The following is a 19,180-nucleotide window of genomic DNA, read 5'->3' on the forward strand; positions in this document are numbered from 1 at the left end:
GAGAGCCTGATGTTTAGAGCTGCGTATTTATTATTGATTTTCATCGTGATCCTACCCACTCTTCCTGGGATATTAGGCATCATGCTCTCGTCTGTAGGTTACTTGCCACCCATTGGTTCATTCGAACTATCACTCTCAGGCTATCGCCAAGCCTTGGCGTGGCCTGGGTTTATAACTTCAAGCTTATTGACGATATTCTCTGCATTAGTCAGTACCTACTTATCATTAGCTTTGTGCTTTATGGTGTTGCAAAGCCTTTGGAACAGCAGACGTTGGAAATACGTCGAAAACTTGTTGTCCCCTCTGCTAGCCGTGCCTCACGTCGCCTTTGCTATCGGATTCGCTTTTTTGTTTGCTTCAACCGGTTTGTCCAATCGAGTGTTAAATACACTCCCTTGGTTCCAAGGTGACCAATCGGCGGCATCTTGGCTGGTGCACGATCCGTTTGCTATCGGGTTGACGTTAGCCCTTGCCTTGAAAGAGTTACCTTTCTTGCTTTTGATGAGCATCCCAATCTTGCATCAAATTAACGTCGACAACTTGGCTAAAGTCTCGACGTCTCTGGGATATTCTCCTCACCAGTTTTGGTGGAAAGTCGTTTTACCTCAATGGCTAAATAAAATGCGCTTCCCTCTGTTTGCCGTCATCGCTTACGGAGCTTCTGTCGTTGATTTCGCACTAGTGCTAGGCCCAACTACGCCACCAACACTTGCTGTATTGGTATGGCAATGGTTTGCAGAGCCAGATTTATCACTCTTGCCCAGAGCCGCTGCGGGGGCGATGTTACTCTTTGTCATTTGCGCGTGCTTGTTATTGACGGTCTACATAGTGGAGCGATATCTAGTCAACAAAAAGAGTTGGCAATACTCTGGCCGCTTCGGGCTTCGTTTACCAGGCACATTTGTTGTCCTGAGTATTGCGTTTATTAATGTATTACTCATGCCAATCATGGCCATGTGGTCTGTGGCCCATAGGTGGCGCTTTCCTGATCTGCTTCCTTCCAACTTTAGCTTTCGATTTTGGGCAAACGAATCGGGCTCTTTTTTACCGATACTGGTCGAAAGTATCAACCTCGCTCTCATCAGCGCTTTAATCGCTCTCAGTTTGGCGATATTGGCACATGAGTACCGGCTCAAGCATCGGCTTCACTTACCAAGTTATGTCATTGCATTACCCATGTTGATGCCACAGCTTTCACTGTTATTTGGTTTGCAGGTTTCAACGCTCTATGTATCCAATGATAGCTATTACGTTTGGGTGATTTGGTCGCACGTCTTTTTCGCTTTTCCATTTGTCTACCTAGCGTTGGATGGCTCTTGGAAAAGTTACAACAACCAATACTCTCAGGTCGCGCTGAGCCTCGGTAAAACCCCTTGGCAAGTATTTGTTCAGATAAAGGCAAAAATATTACTTCAACCCATTTTTTATGCATGGGCAATTGGGGCGAGCGTCAGTTTGGCGCAATACTTACCGACACTGATGCTGGGGGCGGGGCGCATCGCTACCATAACTACGGAAGCTGTCGCACTCTCGAGTGGCTACGATCGTCGTGTGACCGCGATTTACGCATTGTGGCAAGCGCTTCTTCCTTTCGCATTTTTCTCTTTGGCGATACTCCTACCTCGGTTCTATTTGAGTAGGAAGAAAGCACCTCAAATCATACATAAGGAATCACGAATCAATGACGCTACGGCTCGAAAACATCGTCATCCATGATAAGCACAAGCAACCTCTGTTTTCTCCCCTAACGTTAGATATTGAAGCAGGCACGGTAGCAGTGATTATGGGGCCAAGTGGCTGTGGAAAATCGACGCTGCTCAACCTAGTAGCAGGTCATCTCAGCGACGACTTTCACCCTCAAGGCGATGTGATACTTAATGGTAAAAGCTTATTAGACATTCCACCCCACAAAAGAGGCGTAGGGATACTGTTTCAAGACGATTTGCTCTTTCCTCATCTAAACGTTTGGCAAAATTTGGCGTTTGCTCTCCCAGAGTCGGTCAAACCGAATGATAGAGAGGTTCACGCTTTACGCGCATTGGGCCATATAGGGTTGGAGAAAATAGCACATTCATATCCAGAACAAATATCCGGAGGGCAGCGCGCTCGAGTCAGCTTAGCGCGCATGTTGCTCACTAAACCTTCGGCAGTGTTGCTCGATGAGCCATTTAGCAAGCTAGACAAACAGCTACGTATACAGTTCAGAGACTGGGTATTTGACCAACTCAGAAAAGCGAATATTCCCACTCTGCTCGTGACGCATGACCAAAGCGACATACCTAAAGATGGCAACTTAATATTACCCAGCTGGAACATAGACCATGCTTGATCGTTACAGTATAAAACTCATTCGAAACCCACTCTCCTCGACAGCAAAACGTCTTGATACCTTTGGCATTAGGGCGAATCAAATCACTGTGGGAGGTTTTATTGTTGGCTGTTTTGCTCTACCTGCGCTGTATTATCAACAATTTGAATTAGCGCTTATCTTTATTTTGCTCAATCGAATAGCTGATGGGCTTGATGGTGCACTGGCGCGGATACAAGGCATTACTGACGCGGGAGGTTTTCTGGATATCAGTTTAGACTTCCTGTTCTACTCATTAATTCCTTTTGGTTTCGCGCTTGCTAACCCTGAACAAAATGCATTAGCGAGTGCCTTTTTAATCTTTGCATTTATTGGCACTGGGAGCAGTTTCCTCGCGTTTGCAGTAATGGCAAACAAGAGAGGCATAGAAAATCCAATCTACAAAAACAAGTCGTTGTACTACATGAGTGGTTTAACCGAAGGAACAGAAACCATCGGATGTTTCGTGCTGTTCTGTCTAATGCCTGCGCATTATTCCATCATTGCATATGCATTTGGTTTTGCCTGTTGGTTTACAACCTTTACCCGAATCTACTCAGGCTATCAGACTCTCAAGTGATAATTTTCACTGCTAAATAATTGGATATAAGGTTTTATTACTAAATATCTGGCTTTTTGACGACGACAATTGAATGACGATTAAACATACAATAAAATCCTGCGTTTGCTGTCAATAACTAGATGCATATCAAATGCGCACATACAGGCTTTGATTTAGTGAAACCTATTTTAAACATTGTTGCCCTACTAGCGATATTCTCATCACTAGTTTTCACTCAGAGTGCTTTGGCAGAAACTCAGTCGCTTGGTTTAAAGCCAATCGTTATTTATAAATCAAAGCCAAATCCACAAAGCTTTCTTGGATTGATAGAAAAAGGGCTTGATAAAACGGACAAGCTGTTAGGGATTGAAACGACACGTAAGATCATCACGAAAGAAGAGAGTTATACAGCGTCGATAATTAGCGCGGTAAAAGCTGGATACGACCCAATCATATCCGTTTATGCGACGAGTACACCTCAACTAAGTAACGTGATGAAAGCCTATCCAGGCACGCGATTCGTCCTTTACGATATCAGTTTCGATATCGCTAATAGCCTGGGAATACTATTTGACAGCAGTCATGCGGCATACATTTTAGGCTACCTTGCTGGTTCGAAAACCGAATCAGGAAAAGTGGGCTTTATTGGCGGCATAGACAACCCAGCAGTTGAGAACTTTCGGTGTGGTTTTGAGCTTGGGTTACACGACGCAAACCCAAATGCGGCGCTCTATAGCGAATATGTCGGGACAACATCTGATGCGTGGCTAAACAGCACTAAAGCTGAGGAAATCGCAGAGGGCTTAATTGAGCAAGGGATAGATGTTCTATTTCCAGTAGCAGGCTTTGCAAGCCAAGGTGTGTATAAAGCAGCAAGTGAGAACGGCATCACCACCTTTGGCGTAGACACCAACCAAAATGATGCATATTCGCACGTTGTTATGGCGTCTATGCTCAAGCACGTTGACGATGCAACATTTGCGGTGATGAAACAGCTATACCTTGGCATATGGAATAGCAACCACAAACACTTTGGAACCTCTCAAAATATGGTTGAGATTATTCTAAATCCAGAGCACCAAGCCGTTCGTGAAGAGGACAAAGTGTTGTTAGAACAACTGAGCAATAAGATGAAAATGACCTCGAGTGGGCCTTTAAAAGCGCTTAACCGGAACTGTAGCAGACACTTCTAATGAAACGACTAACACACAAGATTATTTTCTACTACACGATCTTTACCTTACTCCCTCTTACTGTTCTTGGAACGATTGGTTTTGTTTTCTACTACCAAACCAACCTACAGTCTCTTAACCACCAGTTTTATGAGGTTATCGAGTCACAAACTTTAAATGCGGTGCACGCCGCTACTGAGCTCGATACTGAAATTGCGCAACAAGTCGCGATACACATTTCCCATGTAGAACATGTCACTAAAGTGACGTTAACTTCTTCCGTATATGACCTTGTTCTGTCCGAGGTGATCTCCACTACCGACTCAGCAGAGACGGAACAGTTCAAATTCCCTCTGTATGATCACCTTCACAATAAAGTCGGATCTATTTTGGTTGAAAAAAACACCGATGCGATAGGAAAAAGCGAAATTGCCGCCATTCTTCCTTTTGCCATGTTGTTTGTACTTTCATTCTTAATTCTTGGCTTTTTGTTTAGTCGCAAAGTTTTAGCTCTACTCAGCAAACCATTTTATGACGCGCAGCGATACGGCTATCTGATGGCAAAAGGAGAAATAAACGTTGCACCACCAGAGCACCAATATGTGGAGTTCAGTGCCCTATTCGCTTCAATAGATAACCTTAGAGAACGACTGCTCGATAATATCAACGAACTCAAGAAAAGTGAGCAGCGATTAAACACAAGCTATAACCTAACTCAGGTCTGCCAGTTTGTCGTAGACACAAAGAACAAAACTATTGTCCGTTCTAACAACGAGTTCAAACGACATTTTGGCAGTACGTCTGACGACGTGAATGACCTGCAACTTAGCCTAATTATGCGCATTGCAAATGAACAGATTCGAAACGGAAAGTACTTCCAAGTCAGTACATTGCACGGCGAACGGTCATTTCACTTTAATACAACTGACAGTGATGATTTTATCGTTGAGTGCTCAGCCCTTGATGTAACCTCTCTTATTGCAACTAAACGTGAGCTAGAGACACAGCTTATCACTGACTCACTGACGAAGATTGGCAATCGTGTAGGATTTAATCGACACATCGAAAAACTAGAGAGGACTCCAAACCAAGCTGTCTACTTTGTAATGGTAGACTTAAATGGGTTTAAACCTATCAATGACACCTATGGGCACAGTGCTGGGGACTTTTTGTTAAAAGAGATTGCGTCTCGGCTTCATGAGCAAGCAAACTCAAATACAAAAGTTTATCGCCTAGGAGGGGATGAATTTGTTCTTATTTGTGAACAGGCGTTTAATTCGGATGACGCTACTAAACTTGCAAAAAGCCTTGTTGCAACAATAAGCTCACCGATCGAATATAGGGGCTCGTTACTTCATGTGTCTGCCAGCATTGGTATTGCGTCTAAGCCTAAAAATTACAAGGATATATCCGCAATCATTCACAACGCCGATCTAGCCATGTATGAAGCGAAAGAAAAGCAAACTGGTTGGGAAATAAGTCGTCATGAGCCAGTTAGTGAATCTTAATTAACGGTTTGTGGTTTTAGATTCGCATCGAAAACCTCATAGCTCATGAAGTATTTCTTCTTGCCCTTGATTAAGCTGTTATACACATTCATCGATTGGGACTTAGCTATTCTCAAATCACTATTTAGTAAAATTTGCCCACTTAAATACTTAGCAGGCAAATGGCTTAGTCACACTCACAACTAAAGTGTGGAAATTTCAACACGTCGATTGAGCTTTCTATTCTCATCACTCATATTATCGACGAATGGTTTCGTTTCACCATAACTGGTTGTAGTCACGCGTTTGGGATCCACTCCTTGGTCTATCAAATAGTCTTCTACCGACTTAGACCTTTTTAGACCCAGCGAAAAGTTATAGCCTGCATCCCCAACGTTATCCGTGTGACCAGCCAACTCAAGGTTAGAGGAGTTGGATTCAACCATTCTGATAACCCGCGTAAGTACATATTCCGACTGCTGTGTCAGTGTTGATTGATCGAAGTTAAAATAGACTCTTGCAATCACTTCAGGATCATTAGAAAGTCGGACTTCGGAGTTAGTTAGAAGATATTCTGTGCAGTTTAGGGAAAGACCAATTGCTTTTAATTCTTCTTTCAACCAAGCCATCTCGGGAGCAACGTCTCCCTGCTTGACAATCTGTTGAAAACCACCCTGGTGATTCATCACTTGTATACTTTGCCCAACTTTCATAGAGTGCTCAAACTCCAATCCGTCTTGGTTACAATATAATGCAAGAGGGTCTTGATTTTCCTGGGCAAAACCATGAAAAGAAACAAGGCAAAGAGAGGTTGCAATAACAGTTCGCATAGTAATCATTTTAATTCGCTTAATATCATTTTAATTCGCTTAATATCATTTTAAGTGACCAATTTCTTCTGTAATAAGCTCCAATATTTTGTTTAAGATATCGTTCTTATTCTGAGCTTTATACACATTTTCTGCTCCCACACAATCTCTAAGAGCCCGGTTTTTATTTACATCATAGTCAAAACCTACAACAGCCAAGCGCGCTTTGATACTCGCCCCGCTAGTGGTAGTGCCCTGGTTTAACCCACGCCGTATCTCATCACACATACCATACGCGACAAGATTTGAATGATAAGTTTTATGTTCTTTCCAGTCGTCCCCATCAGATAGTACGATGAGCAGTCGCCGCGGGTTTTTGCCTTTTCTGAGCATTTGCGCACCACGCATAATGCCTTGGTATGAAGCGGTACCGTGATTTGGGCGAAAATCTCGTACATTTGAATTTAAATTACTGTAATTGGTCGTCAAGGGAATATCTCTAAACGAAGCGCCTCCCGACTCACCGACGCAATGTGAACTGCCTTTTTCTACCCATAAGTTGGAGACTGTACTTGCGTAATTGATGCCTCCCCATGAGTTCCCGTACAGTTGGCTCATCCAACAACGGCTTCCGTTGCCGTTTCGTTTCGTTCTGGTGTAAAAGTTAAACGCCGTGATTCCGACCGTATTGTCGTCCGTATTATTGAGGTCGTTGAATTTCTGCAACTCGTCAGTTACCAACTTAATAATATTTCTAAGATCAACATATTTGGCATTGCTCCCGCCACGCCAAGGGTCTTTCATCGATCCCGAATAATCAGCAACAAAAACGATATCTACCGCCTCACTTTGATACTTGCGAGCAACAGCAGCGCCTTTTGCAGAGAAAGTATCTCCGAACCCTTCTATCGAATCGTTTCCTGGGAACCAGGTATCTTGAACGCTAGAAACTTCAATCTCATATTGGAAAAAACGAGGTTCACCACGTGCCAAGCCCGCTCTACATTCAGCGATTTGGTCACAATTGTATTTTTTAACTTTTAAACCTGTGAGCTGTGTTGAATCACGCAAATAAGCGTTTAAGTAATCGGTGGCAATCTGGCGATTAACCCGGCTTCCTGAGCCAGCTCCCTGAGAGTCCTGGTTGTCATCGTTGTGAGCCGCTATTGCAAGCACTGCGATTTCTGAGGCATCTTCGATACGCGCCTTAGTTTGCAACGCACGTGCTCCATCAGTCGCGAGTGTAAATATCCCAAAGAGGCCTGGTATGATCATGGCGAATAGCAGAGCAGCATGACCGGATTGCTTTTTGATCTTTCTCATCTTGCTACCTACCTATAATGACCGCGTCTGAAGAGACTAGCTTAAAGTCTTTACCTAAAATGTCGCCTATCCAATTATCAGTCTCATAACACAAGGTCACACGATAAAGGGTGGCTTGGCGATCCCAAGATGTAATGACAGATAGATGACGTAAATCACTCAACCTATTGCTTAACGTGCATACGTTAGGACCAAACGAGAAAGTGGCAGACGGGTTTGGGCTACCATTTGATGCAAATGTCAGTTCCTCAACTACGACTCGATACTTAGTGTTGTCAAAAGAGGCTCCTCCCATTCGTTCAAGCGAACCTTGAGAAATCACATAGAGTTGACGCGCTTCGCTGCTGTTAATTCGATACTCTTCATCATAAAGTTGGGTACGCTCTTTAAGAATATTAACCATCGAATACGAAAGGCGGTCAAGCTTGCCTTTCAAAGACAGTTTCATCACCACATCTCCGCTGAAGACGAGTAGAATACTAAAGAACAAGCCAACAATGGCGAATTCAACACTAAAAGTGCCTCGTTGTTTACGAGGCGATGGTTTAGAAGGCATCGCGTTCGTACTCCTGCACTACAATCACCTCACGGCTTACCAGATTCGAGGTATCCATGAAAAAGGTGAAGATAGAGTTGAAATCGTAGTCAACACGATATATTGCCATCGCACTATTCGCCGCTATGCCGCACTCAGCAAAAGTATCGCCATCGGGCACTTCACAAGGATTCACATTGGTTAGATCGGCAACCTTACGAATATAGTTTACCGACATACGAAAATTCGATTCATCGACGACTCCAGACCAAAGGGCGTTGCTATCTTCAATGACACTAGAAAAAGACTGTTTATAGTTTCCTTTCGAGACTTTTGCGGAACGTGCTGCTTCAGAAATGGCTAAGTCAGATATAGCGCTTACATAAGAGAGGTAACTCATTTCTACCCACGCCATACACATAAGCCAAAAAGCCATAAACCCAAGAGCAAACTCTATACTCGCAATGCCTCTTTGATAAAACGATCGCACTTTTTTTATCATTGCAGTGCCTTCTCTTCGTTTTGTTTTAATAGCTCAGGGTTGACTTGACTAGTGGGCTCACTGTTTCTTAGTGCTGCAAAATGATTGAACGCCTCTTCTTCCGTAACTTCAGGACCAAGCATAGTTTTCACGTAATCAAAATTCCCCAACTTTGCTAACGCTAACATTAGGTTTGCTTGAACCTGAGCATCTGCTTTGTCATTAGTGTAAATAGGCATCAAGCGCTGCACTGCGTCCAAATAATGGCCTTCAATTATGTCTAATACGGCCAAGTTGTTTTTGACCGTTATATCATCATAGAAATTACTACGTGCGTGATTAAACATCATTCTCGCACGGTTATAATCTCCGTTTGCCGAGTACAATAAACCCGCCATATTTTGAATTTCAGCGTTTTTGGGGTCTATCTCTTTTGCCTTTTCGATGTCTCGAAGACCTTGTTCAAATTCTCCCAGTTCGTATAAGCTGTTGGCATTTAACAACAATGCCTCAGCAGATATCTTTTTTTGTGCCATCAGAGGTTTCAGGATAAATAGTGCAGAATCTGCATCTTTAATTTTAAGGTAGCTTCTTGCTAACTTGATTCGAACTTCTTCTGTATCTCTGACACTGAGTTGAGATTTATAGTAACCAACGAGCTCGTTGTAATTCTGAGCCTGTAAAAGCAACGCCTCTTTATTCAGAGAGCGATCATCAGAGTTTGTGCTCGCGCATCCGACTAAAAAAACAGCGAGTAAAAAACAACTTAATTTAGACATTGGACATCATCCTCAGAATACCCGGTGCTGCAATGAGAATAACAATTGGCATCATTATAAATAGGATCAAAGGTACCGACATTTTCGCGGCCAACTTACCGATTTTTTCTTCTAAAGTAAGCATCTGTACATCACGTATGTCGCCTGCAAGCGTAGTAAGCACACCATAAATGGAAGACCCGTATTGGAGACTTTGTTTCAAAGTCATAACAAAGCTGCGCATTTCACTGGAAGGAATATCTTCGTAGAGCTCGTCCAACGCTTTTTGCATACCAACCAATCGAGCGCGATCATTCGTTTTTTTGAGCAGCCCAGCTAATTCCTTGTCGAAACCAACCATCTCCTTTGACAAATAGTTCATCGCTGATTCAATCGTCATACCTGTTTGTACACACACAGCTAACAGGTCTAGCAGGTAAGGTAACTGACCAGATACTCGAGATATCCTTGCCTTACCTCTGCCATCCAGAAGTGCATCAGGGACCACAATACAAATAATTAGCCATGTGGCCATAAACGCGATTAATGTCGGTGTAGAAATTGCGCTTTTAATTGAATAGATATATATCGCAGCACATCCTAACATCAACGCCCCATACTTTAGGGGCATGTAAAGGGCAACCCATTTACTTTTCGATGATATGCCAGCACGCTTAAACTTGTCGTTTATTTCCTGGTTGCTGTGTTCTACTGCTGGTTTCGCGACTTTCTCAGACATAAACTCGACAAAGCCAGCCATCCGATTCGAGTCAGATTTTAAAGAAAGCTGGTTTAAAAACATCTTTCGCTTAGTCAGACGAAAAATAACAAGTGCGATTAACAATACACCTAAAAAAACCGCACATAACTGAAGGAAGACATAAAGTTGCGGTGAGATATCCATTAGCGAACCCCTCTCATGAGTCCCCAAACGATGCTGATTCCTATCGCTTCACTGATCAGCATATAGTACAAAATCGGCTGACCTTTAGGGTGGTTCATCACAAAGTCATAGTTCTCTGGGCTCAAGTACTGCAACATAAATAGAAAGAAAAAAGGGATAGCAGCAACAATTTTTGCTGACGTTCGAGCTTCCGACGTTAGTGCGTATTTCTTCTTCTCGATGGCTCTTGCGTCAAACATTAGCCTGTTGAGTCTTGTAATCACATCTTTCAACTGGCCACCACGTTGCATATTCGCTCTCAGGGTGATGACGAAAAACTGGAAAGATCGATAAGGGAAACGGTTACAAGATTTCCTAAATACTGTATCTGGCGACTCCCCCATTTGTAGCCTTTCACCCATGCGTTTAAACTCTTCGCCTACACTGCCCTCTAATGACTTGCCGACAAAGATAATTGAGTGCATCAAACTTTCACCAGAACTGACAGCACTGGCAAGCATGTTAAGGGCATCTGGAAAGGCCATTTCAAACTCTTTTTGCTGACGACTCTCGAGTATCGTCAAACCAGAAAATATACCGACTATTTGCCCTATCACCAGTGCATACAGAGGATGGACTCTGATGAAGGTGTTGTTCGCATAGAAACTAACCAGAGCAACGATCAAGCAATAAGCCAATACTTTAAGTAGCGCAAACGCTCCTAACTGCATTTTGATATTGCGTATTCTACGCTGGATTTTCTGGCGGAAGGTTTCACCTGTCAGACTATTGAGGTTGACGGCTTTATGGTCTTCATCCATGGAGTTGACATACAGCGTTCTATTTAGCTGTTCGAGGTACTCATTCTCTTTGCGCTTTGAGGGCCAAAACGCAATGATGAATAAAACACCTCCGAGAATGAGAGCAAGCCAGAAGATCATATCGCTTCTCTAGCAGCAAATAGCTGACCCAATTGCGCATCTAAGCCGAAAAATTTCGCTTTCTCAACGAGTACAGAGCGCTGCATTAAGCCAGCAGTCATAAAGTTTCCGCGCACTTTCCCATCATCCCCTTGCATCTGATTCGGAACAAAGCGGAATATCTCTTCAAGTACAACACTTTGTCCTTCTAGACCAACAACTTCGGATATACTCATCACTTTACGAGAGCCGTCATGCAGGCGGCTAATCTGAATGACCAAGTCAACCGCACTAACAATGTTACGACGGATTGCCTCAAGTGGTAGGTTGTTGGTGGCCATCATAACCATCGCTTCGACACGTGCTAATGCATCACGGGGCGTGTTGGCGTGAAGGGTCGACATTGAGCCATCATGGCCAGTGTTCATTGCTTGAAGCATTTCAAACGCTTCTCCACCACGACACTCACCGACAATAATTCTGTCTGGTCGCATACGAAGTGAGTTGATCACAAGATCACGCTGGTCAATCGCACCAGTTCCTTCAATACCTGAGGTACGCGTCTCTAAGCGTACAACATGTGGCTGTTGTAGCTTGAGTTCGGCAGCATCTTCGATCGTTACGATACGTTCTTTTTCGGAAATAAACTGGGAAAGAGCATTCAGCATGGTTGTTTTACCCGAGCCCGTCCCCCCTGAGATAAGAATATTAAGGCGACATCGTGCAGCGATCATAAGTAACTTGGCCATTTCCGGGCTCATCGCACCGAACTCAACCAGTGCATCAAAACTCAAGCTGCCTTTTTTAAACTTACGAATAGAAATCGAAGTGCCATCGATCGCAATGGGTGGGATAACAATGTTTACACGGCTGCCATCTGGCAAACGCGCATCACAAGTTGGTGAAGAATCGTCGACACGACGTCCAACACGTGCGGCAATACGTTTCGCTATCTGAATCAACTGATCTTCGTCGATAAAAGTAACTTCTGACTTCTCAACCAAGCCATTTCGTTCGACGAAAACGTTATCACACCCGTTAATCATGATGTCACTGATGGACTCGTCTTCCATAAGTGACTGCATCGGACCTAAACCATGGATTTCGTTAACAAGGCTTTGAACATAATCGGCTTTGACAATAGATGGTACTGACCACCCTTGTCGTTCAATCAAAAGCTCGACAGCTTCAGCTAACTGTTTACTCAACTGCTCTTTAGATAACACGGTGACCGCTTCGCTATCTAAAGCCTCAAAAATTTGACTGCGAATAGCAATGAAAATTGACTTAGAGTGATCCATTATTTACGGCTCCTCTTAAACAACTTACTCAGCACACCAACTTTTCCGATTTCATGTTTTTCGCCCAATAGTGCTGCAGTAATCTGTTTTATGCTTTTACTAATTGGTAGCTTTAGTTCATGAAGGTGTTTTCCTTCAAGAAGCGCTTTGCTCATTTGGCCATCATAAGGACACGTTACATCGATAGGCCTGCGAAGATACTTCTCGATCTCTTCTTCTGTCACCGTCGCGTGCTTTTCGGGAGAAGTGTGGTTAATGACCACTATGATTCGAGCTTTAGTTTCTAACTCTTTTAATTGGGAGACTATCCGGCTGGCGTCGCGAAGACATGAAACGGTCGGTTTCAATACCAATACAATCGCATCACACTCTTTTGCACTGTACTCTAAGTCTTGCTTGCAATTCACTGAGCAGGAAAGATCTTCAATCAAAAAATTAGTTTGCTCTGACAGCTCATCAGATAAAGTTCTTACGTATTCCTTCATCTGAAATTCGTTGAGATCTTTTGACTGAACAGAGAGTATGGACAGCATTGGAGTGATCTTTTGCGTCATATTGAGCGCATAAGAGGTGTCCAGATTAGAGGTTAACGCTCCTGGTGGGATGTCTTTTTTCTCGAACTTCTTAAGACCAAGCAGTATGTCTAGGTTGCCCCCGACAAAGTCGTGATCAATCACAACACAAGAACTGTTCTTCTTACTCGAGAGTTCACAAGCAATCTCAGCAACGAGCAGTGAGTTACCAACGCCACCACTCGCTCCCCAAAACGCGACTTTTTTTGCTTCTCGCGCCTTACCCAAGCCAGCATTTCTCTGACGGTTGTCAGAAACGTTTTTGACGAAATCTATCAGTTCTTGCTTACTTACAGGCCAGAACAGGTAATAGAAACCCATCTCCTTAAGATTCCGAATAGTCGAAATCGCATCTTCACTTCCGACTACAATCACTGACGCAGAATTTGGCAACAAATGACTGATACGTCGCATATCTTCTGTGACATTGTTGCTTTCATTCAGCTCTACAATAACAATCTCTAACGCACTACTACGCGCATACTTCTTTATTACTTCGTCGTCGTTTTCTAATAGTTTAGGGACAGCAAGGCCTTCAAAAGTGAACGCTTCTTCAACTAATTTTCTGCAGACCTCTGTTTGATAAAACAGGACAGAAGACAGCCCTTGCGTTTCAGGCTCTTTGGATTCAGAAGGCTTTAATAGTTCAACAAGATCTAACATTTGCTACTCACCCATGTCGTTGTATTGCGCTTTATTATCGACCATTTTTTCGGGATGCTGTAATGAATGCCAACGATTCCCTTCAACAAAACAGTCATGTGTCGTAAAGTCGAATCGATTGACTTGGGCACCTTCACATCTTGGTACAAGCACTTGGTATTGCTGCAATGATAAAGTCAGGTTGAACGGCCCTATACCATTTGATTGTTCTGCTATATGGATATTTTGCGGATCGATACCTTGCTGTAAAAGCATTTTCTTTGTTTTCAATACATGCTCTTTAGCCAGTTCAGAAGACCATGTAAAAAATAGCTGCTCAGTTTGCACCTTTTCACGATGCGTATCGAGATACTCGTTCACTTGTTTATCGACTTTATCACGGTTCGTTTTATCTACTTTCGCTTTAAAGGTATAGGTCACTGGGACCAAATCTACTGAAATACCGTTTCGCTCTGCGACACGTTCAGCACAACCAAAAAGTAACATACTCGACATTAGCACAACCGATAAACTTCTCATTTCTTGAAGCCTCCAGCCTGCAGTACTTCTTCCGCCCACGCCTTACTTGCTGGCGTGTAGCTGTACTCGACATTAAAAAATCTTTGCATGGTCGTTGTTCGTTTCATCGTCGGTAGTTGGATTTGCGAAGGATTGACTGGTTTAACTAAGTTCACCGTCGCGACAATAACAAGCTCTGTTTTATTTCGGACTGTTTCTGTATGTCTAAATAACGCGCCTAAAATGGGTACATCTCCAATAAACGGAACTCGGCTCAACGACTCGCGATCCTCGGTACTTAACAAGCCGCCTAACACGAAGCTCTGACCATCACCCAACTCTACGGTTGTGCGGGCACGACGTGTTTTAAGTGCAGGTAGGCTATAGCGGTCATTTTGATACTGGGTATCTAACGAGCTGACCTCTGGCATTAGTGATAGCTTGATCTTGTCGTCTTGCAAAACTTTCGCCATCATCTCTAGTCGAATACCGAATTCTTTGAACAGAACGTTGGTCCCACCATCAACTACCGTCACAACGGGGATCTCTCCACCAACCAAAAAGCTAGCTGTCTCTCCCGATATGACCGATAAATTCGGCTCTGCCAATACTTGCCCTACTGCATCATCACCGATTGCTGATATCACAGAGACAATATCCGCTGCACTGAAATTAATAAGCTGATCAACGAACGTGCCACCCATAAAATTGGCGCTACTATCCAACGTTCCGTACTTTACGCCAAACTGTTCGAGAAAAGACTGTGACACTTCTGCAATCGATAATTTGACATTGACCTGCTTGGTTGTTGAGACTTCAATGTTGTTAACGATGCCCTTGTAGTGACGTCTAGTCATGAACTCCATCTCGTAGGTGTTCTCGCCTAGATCCCACTCAATCTTATAATCCTCATATTCTTTGTTAAGAAGTTCACCCACCAGAATATTTATCTCATCACGAATTTTTTCACTGGGTACTTTGCCAGCAAGCACAACCTGCTCACCCAAGTTGTATATTGAGATGCTAACATCAGGGTAACGAATTTGTACCTGTTGCTGGATATGAATAAGACTTTGATTTACTACGAGCTTTCTGCTGATGATCGTCTCAGAATTGTCATCGAAAGCGAGCAGCGAAACTGTACCCACTTTCTTACCAAAAATTACCAACTTATTCTTATCAACCACTTGATAGTCCGCAATTTGAGGGTCTGAGATAAAAACTGATGCTATTTCAGCCTTGGTATTGATCGCTTTTGCTTCCCCCTCTCCAAGGTTCATCAAAACCTGCGCAAAGGTGATACTGCTCCACATAGCAATGAAAATAGCAACGCTCGCTCTAACTAAATACATTATTGTCGTTTTCCCTACTTAATGGTTACAGCATCAGCTCGATATTCAATCACTGATTTAAATCCCGGTAATACGTCACCAGCATCAGCACTAAGGTCAGCAGGGCGATAATTCCCCACAGATTTGTGTACTTCCAGTGTCGCAATCTGCTTCGCAACACTCAATATAGAAACTTGTTTTCTATCAAGTTCGAGTATGAGGTGAGTCTCCAATGCGACGTCTTCACCGGTCGCTTCTTTGGCATCTGATTGATCGACGCGCAACACTTTGACGCCCATCAATACAGGCGATATTGAGATTGCCTTGCCTCGCGCAGAAACAGAAGCCCCTACTTCTATAGATGCCGCATTACCGGGCACCGTCAACGCCAAAATATCAATATAACTGCTGGCTCTTATTACCCCACCTACAACTGCTTCGGGAGACACTTTTAGAGGGTAAGGAACATACCCGTCAGCAAGCGTTAAATCTAAATATTCTGGTGAATTAGGCGCAACAATATCTGTTGGATACAGCAAGCTACCTTCGGCCATATCAGAGCGATAAATAGAACCTAGCGGGTATTCGAACAACATGTCTTCCGTAATTCCCTGAAGGGCCGCGTCGTCTTCTTGGATTTTTAGTACTTGCAAGTGTTCCGGACGCACAACGTCAGTTGCAGAGACTTGGCTTCTAACTTGCCAGACGGAATAGAATTTGAGTGGTTGAGCCGTTTGTAGGCTGCTGGAGTCTGTGGGGCGTGTTAAGTTACCCGCTAATCCATAAAGACCAAAGATGATGGCTAAAACGGCGACAGCGAGAATAAGTTTTGTGCGCATGTTAAATTCCTAAATTGAAGCACCTATGCCAAACACACCACTTAACACAATTGGTATCGCAAAGGGCAGCCCGTCATGGACAATACTTATAGGCTTAAATTTTTTAATTAGTATGTAGACTAGCGCCTCGAGCCCACCCAGCAGCATAAGAATCACTCCGACTAAGAGCAAAAAATCGGGCTGAATAAGCAATGAGAATACACATATCAATTTTATGTCACCAGCACCAAACACTCCTAACCGCCAAAGAAGTAAGCCAGGTATAAATAGCATCAGCGCAGTAAAAGGGTAGATTTGTGAACCGTTTATGAAAGCAGAGCTAAGTAACACACATCCCAGTGACAAAACACTATTGTTGGAAACCAATCGGAAACGATAGTCGCGCCAACATATAAATAGACAAATGGTGGCTAGTATCAGCCACCAAATAATTGTAGGTGTAACCAAAACGCTATTAAGAGGCCTCGTTAATTTTGCCTACTATTTTATCCATCGCGCCAGTCAGTGCAGTTCTCAAATCACTGTTGAACATCGCCAGTACAATTGCAGATACAGCAACACCGATGATTGCGTATTCGATTGCAGTGACACCGCGCTCGTCTTTTTTGAATGAGTAAAGTGCGCTTTGAGCAGCAACAAAAGCTTTAGTTAACATGATATTTTTCCTTTACTAGAACTATTGCATATATTTTTGTAACAATATATGCATCAAAGATGTACGCATTCTATATAAGTGAATGCGAAGTGACAAACAATTACTGGTACTTATTTTACACCATAAAATAAACAACAAAACCAGTGTAACACGATTTGACAGTGATTTATGTGACGTAATTTGTTTTGGTTAAGTGCACTTATTTACAGAAAACGAACATTTCGACATAAAACACATCTTTACTTACTACTGTACAATATAGTTGACTTAACACCTACTCACTCAGAAGTTAGCAAGGTCAAAAAATCTCACTTTTGATACGTTAAACTTGGAAAAAAACCCTACCTTATTTCTCCTCGCAAAATAAGGTAGGGTTGTATTTTAGGACTAGTATGCAAATTCCATCACTTTCAAACTGGCTTCTGAATCGATGTCCTTAAACTCAGGCGGATTATCAATACGTTGGACAAAGTGCAAACTCGGCGCTTCTTCTCTCATGCTGTCTATTAAGAAGTTGCAACTTACTTGAGGAGAGTTTACACATGCCAACACTCTACCGTCTGAAGTAAGCAGTTCAGGTAGGCGTCTTAATATTCTTTTATAATCTTTCGTTAGGGCGAAACTCCCCTTTTGAAATGAAGGTGGGTCTATGATGATTAAGTCATAAGGACCAAGCTTGCGAATTTTCCCCCATGATCGAAAGATGTCATAGCCAAGAAAACTCACGCTGTTTAGGTTGTGTCCATTTAGCTTATGGTTTTCACGCCCTTTTGAAAGAGAGCTCCTCGACATATCGACATTTACAACCTTGTCTGCTCCGCCTTCTACAGCGGCGACAGAAAACCCGCAAGTATAGGCGAACAAGTTGAGTATGTTTTTGTTTTGCGCATGCTCTCTGACCCAATCTCGCCCAAAGCGCATATCAAGAAACAGACCGAAGTTTTGATTGCGTCCAATGTTGAGTTGGTATTTGATTCCAGATTCAACAACTACTGGGGTGCTCTCCAACTCACCAATTAGCACTTCAGAAGGAGCACCTTCCTTGTATCGATACTGTATGACGATTGAGCGTCCAGCTGTTGAACGCCACAACTCTGAAGTCGCCAGGGCAAGCAAGCCACGCTTTAATTCTTCAACGAAGCGTGCATCTCCCTCTTTAAACAAAGCAACAATCAGCTGTCCGTTTACCCAGTCACAAGTAATTTGCTCTAAACCAGAGAAGCAGCGTCCTCGCCCATGAAACAGGCGTCTTACTTCGTTTGGAGCATCGGTTAATCGCTGCGTGAGCTGTTCAAAGAAGACAGGTAATTGATTTGATTGCATTGGTAGTGGAATTACTTTTTGATCTTCGGCCATGACAACTCCCAAGGCTTGAGCCAGGATTCAATCGCCTGACTCGTTGTTTCATCTCTCCATTTAGTGCCAAGTTCAGTACTCTCTCTTGGGTCACTAATGAACTTATATTCTTCATTTAGATAATTAAAGCGCAAAGCAAAAGCATGCAAGTAGCCTCTATCGGCTTTACATGATGCGTTGTAAATCGCGTCTCCAACAATCGCGGAACCAACCGACTTCAAGGCAACTCTGATTTGGTGCGTCTTGCCAGTGTGAGGCTTACACAATAAAAGGCGTTCTCCCTGACCACTAGCAGTCGAGAAAAACTGGGTTATAGCAGGATTGTCTCGCCGATTGATAAGTTTCCAGGTAGAACGCCTCGAACGTTCCATATCGCCAATTACTGCGCCCTGCTTTTTCTTCGGCTTACTACTGCCAATAGCTAGGTAGTATTTCTCAATTTCTCTGTCAGAGAAGAGTGTTGCCAAGGCACTCGCCGCTTTGGAACTTCTTGCGAGCAATAACAAACCTGATGTCATTTTGTCCAAACGGTGGACAAGATACAACTTAGGGTCACCCGTCTTGGCTGCAACTTCTTGGAGTAGCATGGTCTCGCCTTCGTCTTTATGCACAGACACGTTTGGGTGTTTAACGACGGCAATAAAATCTGGGTGGGTATAAAGGATATCAAACATACGACTGGCTCCAC

Annotated in this window: 21 protein-coding genes; 5 read left to right on the forward strand and 16 right to left on the reverse strand. The window is 43.3% G+C overall.

The window, feature by feature from the left end:
• The first annotated feature begins 9 nt into the window (after positions 1–9).
• The 5 genes from RJ47_RS15525 to RJ47_RS15545 all read left to right on the forward strand — a co-directional run bounded on the left by RJ47_RS15525 (position 10) and on the right by RJ47_RS15545 (position 5,589).
• Positions 10–1,716: an ABC transporter permease gene (locus RJ47_RS15525; RefSeq protein WP_039485000.1), complete on the forward strand. Its 1,707-nt coding sequence runs from the start codon at positions 10–12 to the stop codon at positions 1,714–1,716.
• Positions 1,682–2,329: an ATP-binding cassette domain-containing protein gene (locus RJ47_RS15530; RefSeq protein WP_039485003.1), complete on the forward strand. Its 648-nt coding sequence runs from the start codon at positions 1,682–1,684 to the stop codon at positions 2,327–2,329. Before RJ47_RS15525 ends, RJ47_RS15530 begins: the two co-directional genes overlap by 35 nt.
• The gene (locus RJ47_RS15535; RefSeq protein WP_038189322.1) at positions 2,322–2,927 is read left to right on the forward strand and encodes a CDP-alcohol phosphatidyltransferase family protein; all 606 of its coding nucleotides are present in this window, start codon (positions 2,322–2,324) and stop codon (positions 2,925–2,927) included. The genes RJ47_RS15530 and RJ47_RS15535 overlap by 8 nt, the downstream gene beginning before the upstream one ends.
• A gap of 158 nt (positions 2,928–3,085) precedes the next feature.
• Positions 3,086–4,102, forward strand: coding sequence for a BMP family ABC transporter substrate-binding protein (locus RJ47_RS15540; RefSeq protein ID WP_231565962.1), 1,017 nt, complete (start codon positions 3,086–3,088; stop codon positions 4,100–4,102).
• Entirely contained in the window at positions 4,102–5,589 is a 1,488-nt protein-coding gene (locus tag RJ47_RS15545) for a GGDEF domain-containing protein (protein ID WP_039485008.1), read from the forward strand. Before RJ47_RS15540 ends, RJ47_RS15545 begins: the two co-directional genes overlap by 1 nt.
• A gap of 182 nt (positions 5,590–5,771) precedes the next feature.
• Here the strand turns inward: RJ47_RS15545 and RJ47_RS15550 are convergent, their stop codons facing one another.
• The 16 genes from RJ47_RS15550 to RJ47_RS15625 form a co-directional block, all read right to left on the reverse strand.
• Positions 5,772–6,398 carry an OmpA family protein gene (locus tag RJ47_RS15550; RefSeq protein ID WP_039485265.1) on the reverse strand — a complete coding sequence of 209 codons (627 nt, stop codon included), beginning with the start codon at positions 6,396–6,398 and terminating at the stop codon, positions 5,772–5,774.
• A gap of 45 nt (positions 6,399–6,443) precedes the next feature.
• A complete protein-coding gene (locus tag RJ47_RS15555; RefSeq protein WP_038214880.1) occupies positions 6,444–7,700 on the reverse strand; it encodes a TadE/TadG family type IV pilus assembly protein in 1,257 nt (418 codons plus the stop codon).
• A gap of 4 nt (positions 7,701–7,704) precedes the next feature.
• Positions 7,705–8,256 carry a tight adherence pilus pseudopilin TadF gene (gene tadF, locus RJ47_RS15560; RefSeq protein WP_005470592.1) on the reverse strand — a complete coding sequence of 184 codons (552 nt, stop codon included), beginning with the start codon at positions 8,254–8,256 and terminating at the stop codon, positions 7,705–7,707.
• Positions 8,246–8,737 carry a TadE/TadG family type IV pilus assembly protein gene (locus RJ47_RS15565; RefSeq protein ID WP_052125097.1) on the reverse strand — a complete coding sequence of 164 codons (492 nt, stop codon included), beginning with the start codon at positions 8,735–8,737 and terminating at the stop codon, positions 8,246–8,248. Before RJ47_RS15565 ends, tadF begins: the two co-directional genes overlap by 11 nt.
• On the reverse strand, positions 8,734–9,495 hold the full coding sequence (locus RJ47_RS15570; RefSeq protein WP_038214877.1) for a tetratricopeptide repeat protein: 762 nt from the start codon (positions 9,493–9,495) through the stop codon (positions 8,734–8,736). Before RJ47_RS15570 ends, RJ47_RS15565 begins: the two co-directional genes overlap by 4 nt.
• A complete protein-coding gene (locus RJ47_RS15575) occupies positions 9,488–10,378 on the reverse strand; it encodes a type II secretion system F family protein (RefSeq protein ID WP_052125098.1) in 891 nt (296 codons plus the stop codon). The genes RJ47_RS15570 and RJ47_RS15575 overlap by 8 nt, the downstream gene beginning before the upstream one ends.
• The gene (locus RJ47_RS15580; protein WP_038189337.1) at positions 10,378–11,298 is read right to left on the reverse strand and encodes a type II secretion system F family protein; all 921 of its coding nucleotides are present in this window, start codon (positions 11,296–11,298) and stop codon (positions 10,378–10,380) included. Before RJ47_RS15580 ends, RJ47_RS15575 begins: the two co-directional genes overlap by 1 nt.
• Entirely contained in the window at positions 11,295–12,578 is a 1,284-nt protein-coding gene (locus tag RJ47_RS15585; protein ID WP_005470579.1) for a CpaF family protein, read from the reverse strand. Before RJ47_RS15585 ends, RJ47_RS15580 begins: the two co-directional genes overlap by 4 nt.
• A complete protein-coding gene (locus RJ47_RS15590) occupies positions 12,578–13,813 on the reverse strand; it encodes an AAA family ATPase (RefSeq protein WP_038138603.1) in 1,236 nt (411 codons plus the stop codon). The genes RJ47_RS15585 and RJ47_RS15590 overlap by 1 nt, the downstream gene beginning before the upstream one ends.
• A 3-nt stretch (positions 13,814–13,816) precedes the next feature.
• Positions 13,817–14,308 carry a hypothetical protein gene (locus RJ47_RS15595; protein ID WP_038189598.1) on the reverse strand — a complete coding sequence of 164 codons (492 nt, stop codon included), beginning with the start codon at positions 14,306–14,308 and terminating at the stop codon, positions 13,817–13,819.
• Between the two features lie 20 nt (positions 14,309–14,328).
• Entirely contained in the window at positions 14,329–15,624 is a 1,296-nt protein-coding gene (locus RJ47_RS15600) for a type II and III secretion system protein family protein (protein WP_005470599.1), read from the reverse strand.
• Positions 15,625–15,677: 53 nt separating this feature from the next.
• Entirely contained in the window at positions 15,678–16,481 is an 804-nt protein-coding gene (gene cpaB, locus RJ47_RS15605; RefSeq protein ID WP_039472780.1) for a Flp pilus assembly protein CpaB, read from the reverse strand.
• Between the two features lie 9 nt (positions 16,482–16,490).
• Complete coding sequence (locus tag RJ47_RS21650; RefSeq protein ID WP_072036331.1) at positions 16,491–16,928, reverse strand: prepilin peptidase; 438 nt, start codon at positions 16,926–16,928, stop codon at positions 16,491–16,493.
• Positions 16,929–16,935: 7 nt separating this feature from the next.
• Positions 16,936–17,136 (reverse strand): Flp family type IVb pilin, encoded by a 201-nt coding sequence (locus RJ47_RS15615; protein WP_039485014.1) that lies wholly within the window; start codon positions 17,134–17,136, stop codon positions 16,936–16,938.
• A gap of 387 nt (positions 17,137–17,523) precedes the next feature.
• On the reverse strand, positions 17,524–18,459 hold the full coding sequence (locus RJ47_RS15620; protein ID WP_039485267.1) for a class I SAM-dependent methyltransferase: 936 nt from the start codon (positions 18,457–18,459) through the stop codon (positions 17,524–17,526).
• 11 nt (positions 18,460–18,470) lie between these two features.
• Positions 18,471–19,166: a TIGR01621 family pseudouridine synthase gene (locus tag RJ47_RS15625; RefSeq protein ID WP_039485016.1), complete on the reverse strand. Its 696-nt coding sequence runs from the start codon at positions 19,164–19,166 to the stop codon at positions 18,471–18,473.
• Between the last annotated feature and the right edge of the window lie 14 nt (positions 19,167–19,180).

Origin of the sequence: Vibrio sinaloensis, from assembly GCF_000808535.1 — a bacterium.
Taxonomy (GTDB): domain Bacteria; phylum Pseudomonadota; class Gammaproteobacteria; order Enterobacterales; family Vibrionaceae; genus Vibrio; species Vibrio sinaloensis_D.